9 protein-coding genes are annotated in these 15,816 nt (G+C 69.5%); 7 read left to right on the top strand and 2 right to left on the bottom strand.

Translation table 11 applies throughout. The annotated features are described in order from the left end of the window. The first annotated feature begins 61 nt into the window (after positions 1 to 61). On the top strand, positions 62 to 361 hold the full coding sequence (locus QHF89_RS06675; RefSeq protein ID WP_136965903.1) for a KTSC domain-containing protein: 300 nt from the start codon (positions 62 to 64) through the stop codon (positions 359 to 361). 24 nt (positions 362 to 385) lie between these two features. Here the strand turns inward: QHF89_RS06675 and QHF89_RS06670 are convergent, their stop codons facing one another. Both QHF89_RS06670 and QHF89_RS06665 read right to left on the bottom strand, forming a co-directional pair. Next, the gene (locus tag QHF89_RS06670; protein ID WP_136965904.1) at positions 386 to 1,954 is read right to left on the bottom strand and encodes a hypothetical protein; all 1,569 of its coding nucleotides are present in this window, start codon (positions 1,952 to 1,954) and stop codon (positions 386 to 388) included. A 265-nt stretch (positions 1,955 to 2,219) separates the two neighbouring features. Continuing rightward, positions 2,220 to 5,204 carry a Kelch repeat-containing protein gene (locus QHF89_RS06665; protein WP_136965905.1) on the bottom strand — a complete coding sequence of 995 codons (2,985 nt, stop codon included), beginning with the start codon at positions 5,202 to 5,204 and terminating at the stop codon, positions 2,220 to 2,222. 209 nt (positions 5,205 to 5,413) lie between these two features. Here QHF89_RS06665 and QHF89_RS06660 point away from each other — a divergent pair, with 209 nt between their 5' ends. The 6 genes from QHF89_RS06660 to QHF89_RS06635 all read left to right on the top strand — a co-directional run bounded on the left by QHF89_RS06660 (position 5,414) and on the right by QHF89_RS06635 (position 15,761). After that, a complete protein-coding gene (locus tag QHF89_RS06660; protein ID WP_136965906.1) occupies positions 5,414 to 7,243 on the top strand; it encodes a right-handed parallel beta-helix repeat-containing protein in 1,830 nt (609 codons plus the stop codon). Positions 7,244 to 7,359: 116 nt separating this feature from the next. Further along, entirely contained in the window at positions 7,360 to 9,348 is a 1,989-nt protein-coding gene (locus QHF89_RS06655) for a hypothetical protein (protein WP_136965907.1), read from the top strand. Between the two features lie 90 nt (positions 9,349 to 9,438). After that, a complete protein-coding gene (locus QHF89_RS06650) occupies positions 9,439 to 10,806 on the top strand; it encodes a hypothetical protein (protein ID WP_284720163.1) in 1,368 nt (455 codons plus the stop codon). A 42-nt stretch (positions 10,807 to 10,848) separates the two neighbouring features. Further along, positions 10,849 to 12,225, top strand: a complete 1,377-nt coding sequence (locus tag QHF89_RS06645; protein WP_136930560.1) for a hypothetical protein — start codon at positions 10,849 to 10,851, stop codon at positions 12,223 to 12,225. Positions 12,226 to 12,394: 169 nt separating this feature from the next. Continuing rightward, positions 12,395 to 15,277, top strand: a complete 2,883-nt coding sequence (locus QHF89_RS06640; RefSeq protein ID WP_284720162.1) for a hypothetical protein — start codon at positions 12,395 to 12,397, stop codon at positions 15,275 to 15,277. Then, positions 15,270 to 15,761: a hypothetical protein gene (locus QHF89_RS06635; protein ID WP_136970979.1), complete on the top strand. Its 492-nt coding sequence runs from the start codon at positions 15,270 to 15,272 to the stop codon at positions 15,759 to 15,761. Before QHF89_RS06640 ends, QHF89_RS06635 begins: the two co-directional genes overlap by 8 nt. Positions 15,762 to 15,816: the final 55 nt, after the last annotated feature.

The following is a 15,816-nucleotide window of genomic DNA, read 5'->3' as shown; positions in this document are numbered from 1 at the left end:
GACAAACGAGACAAGCAGGTTCGTCCCGGCGAGGGCACGTTCGTCGCGGAACGTGGTCTGCATGCAGAACCGCCGCTCCAGCATCGGTGATCAGGGTTTGCCCACGGACTGGGTTCGTCCGTGTGAAACGGAGGCAGCCGAGGACTTCCCGCCGCGCGTCCCGGTGACGTCCACGAGCCTGCGCAGCGTCGGGTACAACCCCGAGGCGCACGAGCTCGACCTCGAATTCAAGGACGGCAGGCTCTACCGCTACAGCGGCGTGCCCCCGGAGGTGCACGACGAGCTGCTCCACGCACCCTCGCTCGGGAGGTATTTCCTGGCCAACGTGCGTGGACAGTACCCGTGCGAGCGGCTCTGCTGACACGCAGAGCCGCCGACGTCCCTCTCAGCGAGGATCGAGCCGGAGCAGGGGCGCGCTCGCGATGGGGTTCCAGGTGAAATCACCGCCGAGCGAGTACACGAGCGCGACCGGGATCTCGTACCGATCGAGCGTGTACGTGATCGTCACCTCGAGGTCGTCGCTGCCCGTGACGAGCGCCTTGCACGCCTCGCCCACGGCCTTTCCATTGGACGGGCTCTTCGTCCCGCGGTTCGTCGCGATCTTCACCTCGGCGCACACGAAGGCCTTCGCGAGCTTCTCGCGCTCGCCTTTCATGCCGCTCTTGTATTTCGTCTCCGCCGCGCTCTTCGCGGCCTTCGCCTTCGCCTCGGCCGCCTTCGCGTCCGCCACCGCGGCGGCGTCTCCGCCGTCGGCCTTCTGGAGGTCCGCAGCCGCCTTCTCGTATTCGCTCGACGCGATGTCGAACGGAACCCGCAGGCGCCGATCGATGCCGTCTCCCTGCAGGTGCAGGTTCCACGTCACGCTGAGCTTGCGTTGCCCCTTCGAAAGCGCCGAATCGTCCACGTGATCGGTGATCGTCGCGTTCTTCACCGAGCCGGAGAGCTCGTTCTTCGTGAACGTCACCTCGGGCCTCGCCCCCGGCACGTCCTCGCGGGAAACGCCGAGCAGGCTGAGCTTCGCCTTCGCCATGTCCTGGTAGACGACCTTGTTTTCCTTGACGTACACGAGGACGTTGCCCGACGCGTGCACCATCTCCCCGCTCGGGAGCTTCACCATTTGCATCGTCATCGACGGCGGCGGCAGGTCGAATTCGAGCGGCGCGGCCTCGAGGATGTCCGCCCGCGTGTAGCGGATCGGGTAGCGCAGCTCGAGGTGCGTGAGCGGCACGGCGGGGGCGTCCTTCGACGCGTCCTTGGCCGCCGTCATCGTGAGGACGTTGTTGCGCGCGCTCCGATTGCCCTCCGCCTCCTCGCGGACGGGCACGAAGGCGACGTGGCCCGACGCCTTGTCGCGGATGCGCACGGAATCCCCGACGAGCGCCAGATCGAAGGCCCCCTCGTCGAACACCGAGGCGTACGATTTCACGAACACCTTGTTCGCCTTGACCACGATGCGACCCCGGATCTGCGAGGGCGGCATGTCCGCGATCACGACCGATTCGCACTCGTTCTTCCGCGACACGAGCCGGATCTTCTCCCCCGGCCGCCAGACGCTCTCGTTCGTCGAGTTGCTCTCGTTCCGCCACGCCGAGGGCTTTTCGCCCGTGAACGGGTCGGCCTTCGCGTCGTCGGGCACGTTGTTGAAATGGAGGGTGTACGTGGTGTTGTAGAGGTCGCCGACCGAATCGGGGCTGAACTTGCACTCGACCTCGCGGTCGCCATTGACGAAGCGCAGGCTGCCCTCGAACCACGCGTCGGAGAGCACCTCGCCCGTATCGTTCGTCGCCTCGATGATGATGCCGAGGCCATACGCGGAATTCTGGTCGCGCGTGCTGAACGTGCCATTGTCGCGCACGCTCGGCATCGCGCGCTCGGACGAGTACGGGTGGAAGAGCTGGAGGTCCTTGATGCTGACCTGAATGCTCTTCGTCGAGGGGGGCGTCGTCGGCTGCACGGCCGCCCCCTCACTCCCGCCAGCGGGCGCCGCCCCCGTGGATGCAGGCGCGGCGGCCGACGACGCACCGGAAGTTCCCGGCGCAGCGCCCCCCCCGGCGCCCTCCTTGTTTCCACACCCCATGCCGGCCCCGACAAGGGCGGCAAGGAGGACCCAGCTCATGCGAATGTGATTGTCCGGACGCATTGCGGGCCACCGTCTGCGAAGTGACCAGCCCTTGTCAAGCGATTTTGCGCCCGAACACGACTCTCCGATACGGAACAGTCTACCTCGCTCGCCCGCGTCGACGCCGCACGGCAAACCCGAGAAGGAGCGCCGCCGTCGCCGCCGGGAAGCCCGTCGGCGCGATTCCGTTCGTCCTGCAACTACAGCCGCCGCCCATGATCAGGTCGCTCCCGCCCGCGCCGGTGCCCGCGTCCCCGCCTGTGCCGGCATTCGAGCCGCCCATGCCCCCGCCAACGCCGCTCCCATTCCCGCCGGCGCCGCCCGTGCCGCCTTCGCCGCCGCTGCCGCCAGCGCCTCCCATACCACCCGCGCCGCCCGTGCCGCCGCCTCCGCCAACGCCGTCGTGCACGCACACGCCCGCCGCGCACGTGCCCCCCGGGCAGGCCGCGCCTTCGGGTTTGGTGGGATATGCGCACATGCCGCTCACGACATTGCAAGCGCCCTCCTCGTGGCAGGCGTCGGGCGGCGCGCACGTGATCGGATCCGCGCCGAGGCAAACGCCGACCTGGCACGTGTCCGTCTGCGTGCAGGCATTGCCGTCGTCGCAAGACGCGCCCTCCGGTTTGAGCGGCGTGGAGCATTGCCCGGTGACGGGGTCGCACGTGCCGATGTCATGGCAAGCGTCGATCGGGTCGCAGACGACCGGGGTCGTCCCGACGCATGTGCCCGCCTGGCAGAGGTCCGTCTTGCTGCACGCGTTGGCATCGTTGCAGGCCGCGCCGTCGGGCTTCGCGGGATTCGAGCAGCCGGTCACCGGATCACACACGCCGGCGACGTGGCAATCGTCCGACGGGGCGCAAACGACGGAGCTTTTGCCCGTGCAGGTCCCCGCCTGGCAAACGTCTTCCGTGGTGCAGACATTCTCATCGCTGCAAGCCGTCCCGTCCGGCGCGCTCGGGGTCGAGCAGAAACCGGTTTGCGGATCGCAGGTGCCCTGCACATGGCAGGCGTCGCTCGGCGAAGGACAAACCACGGGGTCCGTCCCGACACACACGCCGCTCTGGCAGACGTCCTTCTCGCTGCATGCATTGCCGTCGTCGCAACTGGGGCCGGTGAGCGGCGCGCAGGTGCCATCCGCGGCGGCGCCGGCGGCGACGGAGCAGGCATCACAGGCGCCGGCATGACACGCAGTATCGCAGCAGACGCCGTCGACGCAGAAGCCGCTCTGGCAATCGAGGCCGATGGCGCAGGCCGCGCCGAGCGCGTCGGCCCCGGTCAGCAGCTCCGCGGTGCCCACGTACCCCAGGCCATGCTGCCCCCCTGCGACGAGGACCGTGCCCATCCCGAGCAGCGCCGCCCCATGGCGATGGCGCGCGCCGACCAGCGCGCTGGCCGGGATCCAGGTGTTCAGCTCGACTTGATAGATGTCCGTGGTGCCCGACGACGAAGTGTCGGGCCGCATCCCGCCCGTGACGAGCACCTGGTTGCCTGGGAGCAACGTGGCCGTGTGGAGGCGCCGCGCCTCGCTCATCACGCCCGCGGACGTCCAGGCGTTCGTCGCCGGATCATAAAGCTCCGCGGTGTCGATGGCGCCATTCGACGAGCTCGTCCCGCCCGCGACGAGGACGTGGCCCGTCGGCAGGAGCGTCGACGTGTGCTGCGCGCGCGCCGCATTCATCGACGGGATGGTGGTCCAGGTGTTCGTCGTCGGATCGTAGATCTCCGCGGAGACATAGGCCGGCGAGGTCGGGCTCGGCGCGCCGCCGATGGCGAGCACCTTGCCATTGGGAAGCGCCTGGAGCGCGTGCGTGACGCGCGGATCGTTCATGGGCCCGGTCGGCGTCCAGATGTTCGAGATCGGATCGTACACCTCTGCCGTGGCCATCGCCATCTGGCCGTTGTACGGCATGCCGCCCGCGGCCATCACCTTGCCATTGGCCATCAGCGTGACCGAGACGGAGCAACGCGCGACGCCGAGGGGGGCCCCAAGGGACCACGTCTTCGACGCGGGGGAATGAATTTCGGTGAACCTGAGGCAATCCGCGCCGCCGTCCCAGCCTCCGGTGATGAGCACCCGCCCCCCCGCGAGGACGGCCGACTGGTGCCCGGCGCGCCCATACGTCAAGGACCCCGCATACGTCCAGGTCCCGGTGGCGGGATCGTAGAGCTCGCTGGACGCCACATAACTCACCCCATTGTGCCCCGAGGTCACGAGGACCTTGCCGTTCGGGAGCGAATTCGTGGTGTGATAGGCTCGTACCGCATTGAGGGCCCCGGTCGGCGCCCACGCCGGATCGACGAGCACCTCCTCCCCGTTTGCGTCGACCCATAACTCGATCGTATCGCCGCGCGCGACGAGCCGCGCCGCGACGGCCCGGCCCGAAGCCGCGAACGCCTCCGGCGCCGTCACGCGGATTCGCGAGGCGCCGCGGCCATCGAAGAGCTCCACCGCGTCACCCGCCTGCCGCACTGCGGCGCCCTCGATCGTCCACGCGACCGCCGCGTGATCGGCCGCCGCAACGCCCTGCTCCAGCCACAACCATTCCTCGTATCCCGCTCCCGTCGCCGTCCAGAACGAAGTCCCGTCCGCTCGCCCGTACACGACCGCGTGCGCGGCGATCGCGCCCTCGCCCCCTGCGCCGATCTCCCGCACGTGCACCGAAACATCCCCGGGCAGCTCGAAGCGCACCGGATCCTCGGCGCGACGCGGGAGCAGCACGCGGAGGCCGCTCGGCAAAGGCCTCGTCTCCGCATGAGCCTCCTCGATCGCATCTCCGCCCGGCAAGGCCGGCGACCGGACCCAGCGCGCGTTTTGCGCGCCGCTCGGCGCCGGGGAAAACCCCTCGTCGCCGCCCACGAAGAGCGCGTCCGCGTCGAGGATCCGCGCCGCCTGCGCCGGGAAACGCGCGCGCAGCGCCGCCGCCTCGCGCGGGATCTCGCGGGGCGTGAATTCGGCTCGCGCGGGCCCGGACCACGCCCCCGGCGGCTCCTCGCCGCTGCACCCCGCGCCGCCCCAGGCAGCGCCGAACGGAAGCAGGAGGAGCGGCGCGAGCAGGGCACGCCGGCACGGGCGAATCGATTGCATGCGGTGGATCTCCTGAAGCAGGTCCGAAAGGGGTGCATCGAAGACCCGAGGACGCGCGGTGTCAAGCCCCTCCCCGCGTCAATGGCCAGACACCACGTTTTCGTATCGCACGGAAACGACCTCCACGACGCTTGACGGACTGCGCAAAACTCCGTGAGATCGATTCCTTCCCTCGTCATCCCGGCGAGGGGCGCGCGCTGGAGATTTTCATGCTTTCGAAGATCACTCGTTCGACTTCATTCGCCGCGGCCCCCGTGCTCCTGGGGCTCCTCGGAGCGTTCGCTTTCACGCAGGGCTGCGGCACGGATCCCGGCCCGAGCGCAAGCGGATCGAACTCCACGGGGACCCACACGGGCGGCACGGGCGGCGTCGGAGGCACGGGCGGCGTCGGAGGCACGGGCGGCGACGGGGGCGCCGGAGGGAGTGGCGCCGCGGACGCGGGTCCGCCCTGGGATCCGACCCTCGGGTGGACCAACTTCAAGGAGAGCGACGACACGCAAAAGATCTACGTATCGAGCTCGGATGGGAGCGACGACAACGACGGCCTTTCGCCGGAGAAGGCCGTCAAGACGATCGCCAAGGGCAAGCAGCTCCTGCGCGACGGCTTCCCGGATTGGCTGCTCCTCAAGCGAGGCGACGCCTGGAACGAGGGGCTCGGCACGTGGACGCTCTCGGGCCGAGGCACGTCGGAGTTGATGGTCGTCTCGACATACGGCGACGCCGTCGCGCGCCCGCTCCTCAAGACGGGCGCGAAGCGCGGGCTCTCCGCGGACGCCGGCCCCACGCTCCAGCACCTTGCTTTCGTGGGAATTCATTTTCACGCAAACACCCGCGACCCCGCGAGCCCCGATTTCGTGGGCCCGGCGGGCGACGAGGGCGTGGTGTGGCTGGCGAAGGGCGGCGACCTGCTCTTCGAGGATCTGATGATCCAGTCCTACACGAACAACCTGAGCCTCCAGGGGGTCGAGGGCAAAATCAACAATGTCCGGCTGCGCCGCTCGGTCATCGTCGACGCGTACAAACTCGAGGATCCCAATCCGAGCGTGACCACCGACGACGCCGAGGGCCTCACGGCGACGAACGTCGACGTGCTCATCCTCGAAGGGAACGTCTTCGACCACAACGGCTGGAATTCACAGGTGCCCGGCGCGAATGCGACGATCTCCAACCACAACGTCTACATCCAGCCGTCGTGCTCGAAGGTGACGATCCGCGGCAACATCACGACGCGCGCGGCGAGCCACGGGCTCCAGGCGCGCGCGGGCGGCACCGTGGACAATAACCTCGTCATCGCCAATCCCATCGGCTTCTCGTTTGGCTTGACGAATGGGCCGGCGACCCCGCTCTCCGGCGGCGTCAGCGGCACCGTGACCGGCAACGTGGTGGGTGAAGCGGGCGACATCACGGAGGTCGAGACGCGCGGGGTCGGGATCCAGATCGGCAACATCAAGTCGGCGGTCGTCGAGAACAACATCCTCGCGCACGACAAGACCGTAGGGAGCAACCACGCCGCATTCGAGCTCACGCGCAAGTACGACCCGATGCAGGTCCCGGACGAGGCGATCAAGGACCTCACGATCCGGAACAACATCGTCTACGACTGGCGCGGCGGGATCCGCTTCTCCACGACGGCGCTCACGAACGTGAAGGTCGAGGCCAACGATGTCCAATCGCCGCTCCGGGGCGAGGAGCTCGCGCGGTTCTTCAACCAGCCGTACAACGCCGGCGTGAGCTTCCTCGGGAACCACTGGCATTCGAGCGCGCCCGCGAAGGGCTGGTTCGAATCCGGCGCGAACGCGACCGGCCAATCCTACGACGAGTGGCTCGTGACGACGAAGGAGACGGACGCCACGAACACGGCCGTCTCGTACCCGGATCCCGAGCGCACCCTCGGCGCGTACCACGGGGCGATCGGCAAGGAGGCCACGCTCGACGCGTACATCGCCGAGGCGCGCAAGCAATCGCGCTTCAACTATCGATACGAGTACACGGCAGCCGCGCCGATGATCTACATTCGCGAAGGATTCATCAAGAACTGACGGAGGACGAGCGCGCTCGGCCGCGGGCGCGCTCGCGCCTTCCCCTCCCCCCTCCCCCTCCCCGGGCCACGCTTGACATGCCGGGCGAAGTTTGTCTTGCTGCCCGCATGCCGCGCGTGTTCCGTTCGCTCCTCCTCGCGCTCTCGTTTTCGCTCGCGGGCTGCACGGACGCCCTCCGCGGCAGCCCGCTCTCGGAGGTCCCGAAGCCCGTCGGGGTGATCGCCCGCGCGACGAGCGCCGAGCCCGGCGGCCTGCGCGTGCTCGCGAATGGCAGGTCGCAACAATACGGGACGGAGGGCGCGTGGCTCGCGACCGACGAGGACGAGCTGCGCTCGCTCTGGCGCGCCGTCCACGCCAAAGGCCCTCTGCCGCGTGTCGATTTCGAGACCCACGTGGTGCTCGGCGCGGCGTATGAAGGCGGCGCCTGCGAGCCGGAGCTCGATGCGGTCGAGGTCGACGCCGCGGGCACGTTGAGGCTTTCGAGGAAGTATTTCGGCGGCGAGTGTATTTTGATCGCGATGGGCATCGCGCAGGTCATCGCCGTCCCTCGACGGATCTTGCTGCCGCGGTTCGTGTACCTCGCGGATCCGCCCCACGCGGCGTACGCATTCGAGTTGCCGGAGGCGAAACCGAAGGCGTCGGCGCCGTCTCGAACGCCTCCTCCGATGGCTTCCCTCGAACGCCCCTCCCTGCCTGCCCCGCTCGGCGTGGTCGCGCTCCCGCCGCGGGGCCATCTCGCCCTCCGCACGCTCGACAATGAGCGCGCCGTATGGGTCGTTGTCCACCGCTCGGGCGCCATCTCGGTCCTGTCCGCCGACAAGCCCGCGTACGACGATATGCCTTGGCTCCGCCGGAAGGTGCAATGGCTCTCCGGGATCGGTCGATTCGACTCGGAGCACGACGCGGCGGGGCGATCGGTCCACGGCCACGCTCCGCTCGAAGCGCGTCTCTTCGCGCGGCTGAGCGACGGGCGTATCGCCATCGGCGAGCCCGCTCCGCTCGCGCCGGGTCCCATCGAGCCGAGGACCGAGGCGCCGAAGCTGGAGGGTCCGTCGGAGCCGTACACGGGCCTGCCGCTCCTCCCGATCGACGAGCTCCCGGAGGGCCGCCTGTCGCTCGTGGACAGCGCGCTCGTCTTCGGCGCTTCCGGCCCGGTGCGCCTCTGCACCCCGCCGACGCATCACAAGCTCAGCGATCGATTCCGGGGTTGTCCGAACAACGCCCCCGCGGTCGTGGGATCCCCTTCGATGGAGCGATCCCGGGTGACGGCCCTGCTAGCGCCGGTGCTCGTACGGCAGCGCCAAGGCGCGATCGATCTCGCGATCCTGGTATCCGACGGGGTCGCCGGGTACTCCGCGGAAGGGGGCGTCCCCCGGCCGGCCCCGCGAGGCCCGTCACGCGCGCGTGGCGCGTTGACGCTCGGCGCCGCGGCGCGCGGAAATACGAGCGGCGCGCACGACGGTTTTTCCCTGAATTGTGTCATCGCGGAAGGCTCGCCGGACGAGACCTGGACGTTCACGGCCCCGCACGCCGGCCTTTATGCCTTGCAGCTCGACAGCGAGTTCGACGGAGCGCTCGCGCTTTCCCAGCCGGGCGGAGGGCTCCTCACTTGCAATGATGATCGGGCCGGCTACTACAGCTCGTCCATCGTGCACGTTTCCCTCGCGCGAGGCGCGCAGGTCCAGGTCGTCGTCGACGGCTTCGGCGGCGACGCGGGCGCATACACGCTCCGGGTCCAGGAGGAGGCGCCGCTCGCGCATGGCGGCGTGCTCGCGCTCGGGCGAGAGGTCGCGGGGGATACCTCGAAATCCACCGACGACTCCGCGGTCTGCGCAGCCTACGGCAACGACGACGAATGGCTCCTCGAAATCAAGGAGGCCGGCGATTACCTCTTCCGCGTCGAGACGTCGGGCTGGACGCCGGTGTTGTACATCCTCGTCGAGGACGAGACGGACACGCATGCGTGCTTCGTGGAGCGCACGCCGCGTCGCCCGTTGATCAAAGAACAGTACCTCATGGCCCGAAAATACAAGATTATCGTCGACGGGCCCAGAGAGAAGGACGCGGGGCCCTATCGGTTGCGGGTCGAACGAAAAAACCCGTAGCGGCCTCGCGAGGCGCGCCTGAAGAGGAAAACACGGGAGGACATGGATGCGACTTTGACGTGCACGCGGAGCGGCTCGACGTTCCCGTGCATGACGTGGTCCCGCAAAGCGATTTCCGGTCTGGTCGTTTCGTCCCTCGCAGCCTTTGTCGGATGCGGCGCGGATCCCTCGCCCAACGACAACCACGAGCCTCGCGTCGGGAGCGAGGCCTTTGCCTCGTGCCCCGCGACCAGCCCGCGGGCGGGCAGGCTCGACGATACGTTCGGCGAGAACGGAATGGCCCGCGTGAGCTTTGGGGCCGATGACGACGGCGGGTATTTCGGTCTGGATGTCGCGGGGGATCGCATCCTCGCGGCAGGCTGGGGCGCGGGCGGGCTCGGCGGCGTTCGTTTCCGCCTGACCCGGTTCACCCCGTCCGGGAGGCTCGATCCTACGTTCGGCACGAATGGCACGGCTGGCACCGGGTTCGCGTCTTCGACCGCCGACGCCGCATATGCCGTCGCCGTCGGGCACCAGAGCGACGGCGGCATCGTCGCGATGGGCCACCGTGACAAGTTCCACGGCGAATCCGCGAACATCGCGCTCGTGCGTTTCGAGCCGGACGGGTCGATCGGGGGCTCCGGGTTCGGCACCGACGGGAAAAGCCTGATCGACCTCGGCGGCGAGGAGTCCGTCACGGATGGCCTGGTTCTTCCGGACGACAAGATCCTCGTGGTCGGTGGGCGCGGCAGCCGGGAGATTCTCATTGCCCGCGCCACCCGGACCGGCGCGCTCGATACCACGTTCGCTGCACCGAAGGGATACGTGACCGTCCCCGTGGGCGTCTCCGCGCACGCCCAATCGGTCGCCCTCGACGCGAGCGGCCGCATTCTCGTGGCCGGCACCGCGGACCTCGACCAGGGGGGAACCATCATGGTCGTGCTTCGCCTGACGGCGGACGGCGTGCTCGATCCCTCGTTCGGCGGTGATGGCGTGATCGAAGCCGGCCGTGACACGAGCCGCGAGCGCGCGGTGTCCGTCGCGCCTTCTGCCGACGGCACCATGGTCGTGGCCGGCGACACCGGCGGGGACGACCCAGCTTTCGTGGTCCGCCGCTTCCTCGCAGACGGCAGCCCCGACCTCTCGTTCGGCTCCGAGGGCCGCGCGGAAGGGCCACGCCACGCGGGCAACATGCGAGCCGAGGACATGGTGGTATTGCCCGGGGGGGGTATCCTCGTCGTCGGCAATTCCCCGGAAATCGAAACAATCGTCGAGCCCGTCCTCGTGCGCTACACGTGCGACGGGAAGGTCGACACCACGTTCGGGGTGCACGGCATCCTGCGGGTTTACCTGGGGGAGAGCGGGGTCCTGCATACCGTCCGGCGCGACGCGGACGATCGGGTCCTGCTTGGCGGCGCCGATGTGGGGATGAGCCCGGGGCCGGGCACGTATGGAGTGGTCGTTCGCATGTGGATGTAAAGAAACGGTCCACGCGCAGGGACACGTGTGTTATGGGACGGCATGCTCCCTCTGCCGTCCGTGGACGCCGCGCTCCCCACGATCCACCGGCTCCTCGTCCGGTTCGACGAGGCACTCACGCGGCTCGGCGGTCGCCCGAGCGCGCTGGAGCTCGAGCGCCCCACGTTCCTCGTCCATGAGGCCCTGTCGGGGCAGTCCCGCGAATTCCACAGCCACGCGCACGTGCTGACCCTCACGGAGGGGATGGGCCCGATCGAGACCCTCGCGGGCATCTTCCACGATGTCGTGTACGTGCAGGTGGATCAGGGATTTCCTCGGATGATCAGCGATCTGCTCCGCCCGCTGCTCACGCCCGTGGATGGGACGGGGTATCGGATCGGGCTCGGCGTGCTGGAAGACCCGGCCGCGACGCTCGTCGCGCGGATCTTCGGCCGCGAGCCCGGCGACGAGCTGACGCCGCTGACCGGCCTGAACGAGCTCGCGAGCGCGTTCGTCGCGGCCAAGTGCCTCGCGCCCTTCCTGCCGCCGCGCCACCTCGCCGAGATCGCCGCCGCCATCGAGGCGACGATGCCGTTCCGCGAGACGGCCACGTTCGATCGCCTGACCGGGCGCCTGCGGGACCTCGGCATCCCCGGGCTCGACGCGAATGCCTGCGAGGACGCGGTGCGCGCGGCGGTGCGGCTCGCGAACCGCGACGTCGAGAACTTCGCCGAGGCCGATCCGGCGCGGTTCCTCGACAATACCTGGCGGCTGCTGCCCGAGAACAACCCCGCGCTCCACATGCCGAACGTCTATCGAAACGGGGAGTATCGGCTCGCCTTGCAGCGCATGGAGGGCTTCCTCTCGACCCTCGCCGCCGAGCGCGTCTTCCACGCGTTCCGCGGCGAACCCTCGCCGGAGGTCCATGCCCGGAGGATCGCCCAGGCCCGCCGCAACATCTCGCTCGCCGTGCGATACCTGCGGGCGAAGCTTTATACGATCGCGCTCATCGAGGCGTTCGCCTGCGCCACGGGCGGCGACGCCCCCATCGAGCTTTTCCTCGGCGGCATTCCGGACGAGAACAACACGAACCCCGTGCGGGCCGAGCTCTTCCTGCAGCCGGCGCCGGATTCCTCCTCGGACCTCGATCCCGTCCTGCTCCGCCTGCTCGAAGAGGGGCGCGCGAGCCCTTCGAGCTTCGACCTCGGCGCCTCCCCGTATACCGCGTTCCTTTACCGAGCGTTCGGCGAGCGCGCGCTGATGGAGCGGCTCGAATCCACGCGCCCGTGGATCCGCGGGCGGGTCCCGGCGCGAGATTGGCTGAACACGCAGGCTTGCCCGCCGATCGCCGCGCTCGCCCGCGCCATCGCGCGCGTCACCATGACGAGGCGCGAGGCGCTCGAAAAGCTCGCGGATGGGATGAGCCTGGTGGTGGGCTGACCGCGGACGCCAAACCGCCGGCGGCATGCTGACGCGGGGCGTCGATCTCAGGCGCGCGCGCCATCACGCGACACCATTGACGCGACTCCCTGGACACGCGTAGCGTGACTATGTCGAGGGGGATCTCGCGCGGGTTTTCCCCGGCGGCCTCCGCGAGGACGAGACGCCCATGAGGTTTCGCACGATTCGCCGTCTGCTCGCGGCCACGGTTCTGGTGGGTGGCCTCTGCGCCACCTCGAGCGCGGACGCGGCCGTTCCCCTGACGATCACCAACCAAGGGCGGCTCTTCGACGCGGACGACGCGCCGATCCACGGCTCGCTGACGGTGAGGTTCGCGATCTACGACGCGCCGAACGCGCAGACGCCGCTCTGGAGCGAAGAGCACAAGGTCGACTTCGACGAGGGGTTTTACTCGGTCTCGCTCGGCTCGCTCGTGCCGTTCGACAAACTGTTCGACGGGTCGGTGCGGTACCTGGGAATCACGATCGCCGACGATCCTGAACTCGAGCCGCGCGCGCCGATCCAGAGCGTGCCGTATGCACTCTTGGCGAACGACGTGAACGGGGACATCCACCCGACGAGCGTGACGGTCAACGGGACCGAGGTCATCAACAACAACGGCGAGTGGGTGGGTCCGCCGACGGGGCTCGTGGGTCCGACGGGTCCACAAGGCCCGACAGGCGCGGAGGGCGCGGCGGGGCCCGTGGGTGCGACGGGCGTGATGGGTCCGGTCGGGCCGATGGGTCCGACGGGCGCGGCGGGCGCGGTGGGTCCGGCAGGTGCGATGGGGCCCATGGGTCCCGCGGGTCCGGTCGGGCCGATGGGACCCATGGGGCCGGCGGGCGTGATGGGTCCGGCGGGTCCGATGGGCCCGATGGGTCCGGCCGGCGCGACCGGCGCGACTGGCGTGACCGGCGCCGTGGGTCCGATGGGCCCGACGGGCGCGATGGGCTTGCAAGGGGACGTAGGCCCCACCGGCGCGGTTGGACCCATCGGTCCACAGGGTGCCACCGGTGCTCAGGGAGACGTCGGACCCATGGGCCCGACGGGTGCGATGGGTCCGCAGGGGGTCGCAGGCCCCACCGGCGCGGTGGGACCCATCGGTCCACAGGGTGCCACCGGTGCTCAGGGAGACGTCGGACCCATGGGCCCGACGGGTGCGATGGGTCCGCAAGGGGTCGCTGGCCCCACCGGCGCGGTTGGACCCATCGGTCCACAGGGTGCCACCGGTGCTCAAGGAGGCATCGGACCCATGGGCCCGACGGGTGCGATGGGTCCGCAAGGGGTCGCAGGCCCCACCGGCGCGGTTGGACCCATCGGTCCGCAAGGCGCGACCGGCGCCGTGGGCCCCCAGGGTCCCGTCGGCGCGACCGGCGCCGTGGGTCCCGTGGGTGCGACCGGCGCCGTGGGTCCCCAAGGCCCCATCGGTCCCACCGGCACGCAAGGCCCCCAGGGTACCCAGGGCCCGATCGGCCCCGCAGGCGCCACCGGCGCCGTGGGTCCCCAAGGCCCCATCGGTCCCACCGGCACGCAAGGCCCCCAGGGTACCCAGGGCCCGATCGGCCCCGCAGGCGCCACCGGCGCCGTGGGTCCCCAAGGCCCCATCGGTCCCACCGGCACGCAAGGCCCCCAGGGTACCCAGGGCCCGATCGGCCCCGCAGGCGCCATGGGTCCGCAAGGCCCCGCAGGTACCGCTGGCGCCACCGGCGCCCAGGGCCCCGCCGGTCCTGTCGGCGCCACCGGCGCACAAGGCCCACAAGGCGCGCAAGGTCCACAAGGCGCGCAAGGTCCGCAAGGCCCGGCCGGCTCGGCCAACATCAATGGCACGGTCAATACCGTCATCAAATTCACCGGCGCCACGACCGGCGGCAATTCGAGCATCACCGACGACGCCACCACGGTGACCACCACCGGTCGATTCGACGTCACCGGCGGCGTGGGCACGGTCTACGACACGGCTCCCATCGAGGTTCGCACGACCGCGACACCGCGCATCGCCTTCCACTGGCCGGGCGTCGTCGCCTCGCAGCTCGGCATGGGCAGCGACGGCATCATTCGCACGTACAACAACCCCGGCACGGCCTACGAGCAGTTCGCCGCGTCGAACATCCACGCGAACGGCTACCTGCGCATCGCCTCCGACCCCGACGGCGGCGGCAACATCCGGTTCACGGCGGCGAACCCGTACATCGTCGCGAGCTCGTACGTCATCGTTCCCGGCGGCGCCTATTTCAACGCCGGCACCGTCTACTTCACGGCGCAGGCGCAGTTCCGCGGCGGCATCCACAACGACACGGGCGCGGCGCTCCGCATCGACGGCGGCACGTCAGGCATCAACTACTTCCCCGGCACCATCGGCGTCGGCACGGCGAACCCGGCCGAGCAGGTCCACGCGACCGGCAACATCCGATCCGACGGGATCGTGTACTGGGGCAATGGCCTCACGCGGACCGAGACGAAGGACAACGCCGACGCGACGGGCTCGCGGAGCGGCTTCTTCGAGACCTCCGCGCCGTCGAATTATTATCCGAACGCGTCGGGCTGGCAGCACCTCATCGACGTGCGGCATTCGAACGGCGGCAACAACTACGCGATGCAGATCGGCGGCAGCTTCTTCGACCAGGACCTCTGGTATCGCAAGACGAACAACTCCGGCGCCACGACCTGGCTCCAGCTCATCGGCGCCGGCCCGAGGCAATGCACCGCGCCGTTCAACTCCTACGGCGTCACCACCACGACGAGCCTCGGAGGCATCACGCGCTCCAATACGATCTGCTTTACGCCGTATTTCGCGCCGCAGAACTTCAACAACGCGCAGAACGTCTGCGCCGCGCTCGGCGGGCATATCGAGACCTACAACGAGCATTACCGTTTCCTGCAGACGTACGGCCTCATTGCACAGGCCAACGGCGACTGGCTCGGCAATCGCGCCAACGACGACAACGCCTACTGCATCAACAACACGAGCGACATCAACAACTTCGAAGGGCATTGCGACAAAGGCGCAAACCACTGGTTCCGCTGCGTCAACAGCTCCAACTACAATGAGTGACAAGGCCGGACGCGCGAGGGTCGCCTCGATCGTCGCGCTCGCGGGCCTCGTCGTCGGGGCGGCCCTGTTCCTCCACGCGCGCCTCGGCGAGGCGCCGGCGGCGCGCGGTCCGACGGCGAGCCCCGTGGGCGTCGAGCACGCGCCGGTCACGTCCCCGGCGACGACAGGGCCCATCGCGACGACAGGGCCCACGGGGAGAGCCGCGACGAACACGGCGACCCCGGAGCCGGCGATCGCCGCGCCCGAGGAAACACGGGAGCCGCTCGATCCGAGCGACTACGTGCGCAATGGCTCCAAGGAGCCCCTCGTGCCGCGCGAGCTCCGGGTCGAGGTCGAGGTCTCCCCCCGCGGCGCGCTGACGGCCGAGCCGCTCGCCCCGCGTGTCCTCGAGGTGAACGCCGAGGTCGGCTCCCGCGACGCCGTGACGACGGAGCCGCTCACACCTCGGGTCCTCGAACTCCCGCCTGCGACCCACGAACCCTGAACCAAGGGCGCCGAGCGGCCTTTTCTCCCGGCCGCCTCGGGCGTAGAACGGCCCC

Origin of the sequence: Polyangium sorediatum (assembly GCF_029946465.1) — a bacterium.
Lineage (GTDB): Bacteria > Myxococcota_A > Polyangia > Polyangiales > Polyangiaceae > Polyangium > Polyangium fumosum.
This window is presented reverse-complemented; position numbering and strand designations above follow the sequence as displayed.

What these genes read in the sequence shown, in the direction of transcription:
- QHF89_RS06675 (WP_136965903.1), top strand. Translation starts at nt 62, where the DNA reads ATGCAGAACCGCCGCTCCAGCATCGGTGATCAGGGTTTGCCCACGGAC.
- QHF89_RS06665 (WP_136965905.1), bottom strand. Translation starts at nt 5,204, where the DNA reads ATGCAATCGATTCGCCCGTGCCGGCGTGCCCTGCTCGCGCCGCTCCTC.
- QHF89_RS06660 (WP_136965906.1), top strand. Translation starts at nt 5,414, where the DNA reads ATGCTTTCGAAGATCACTCGTTCGACTTCATTCGCCGCGGCCCCCGTG.
- QHF89_RS06650 (WP_284720163.1), top strand. Translation starts at nt 9,439, where the DNA reads ATGACGTGGTCCCGCAAAGCGATTTCCGGTCTGGTCGTTTCGTCCCTC.
- QHF89_RS06645 (WP_136930560.1), top strand. Translation starts at nt 10,849, where the DNA reads ATGCTCCCTCTGCCGTCCGTGGACGCCGCGCTCCCCACGATCCACCGG.
- QHF89_RS06640 (WP_284720162.1), top strand. Translation starts at nt 12,395, where the DNA reads ATGAGGTTTCGCACGATTCGCCGTCTGCTCGCGGCCACGGTTCTGGTG.
- QHF89_RS06635 (WP_136970979.1), top strand. Translation starts at nt 15,270, where the DNA reads ATGAGTGACAAGGCCGGACGCGCGAGGGTCGCCTCGATCGTCGCGCTC.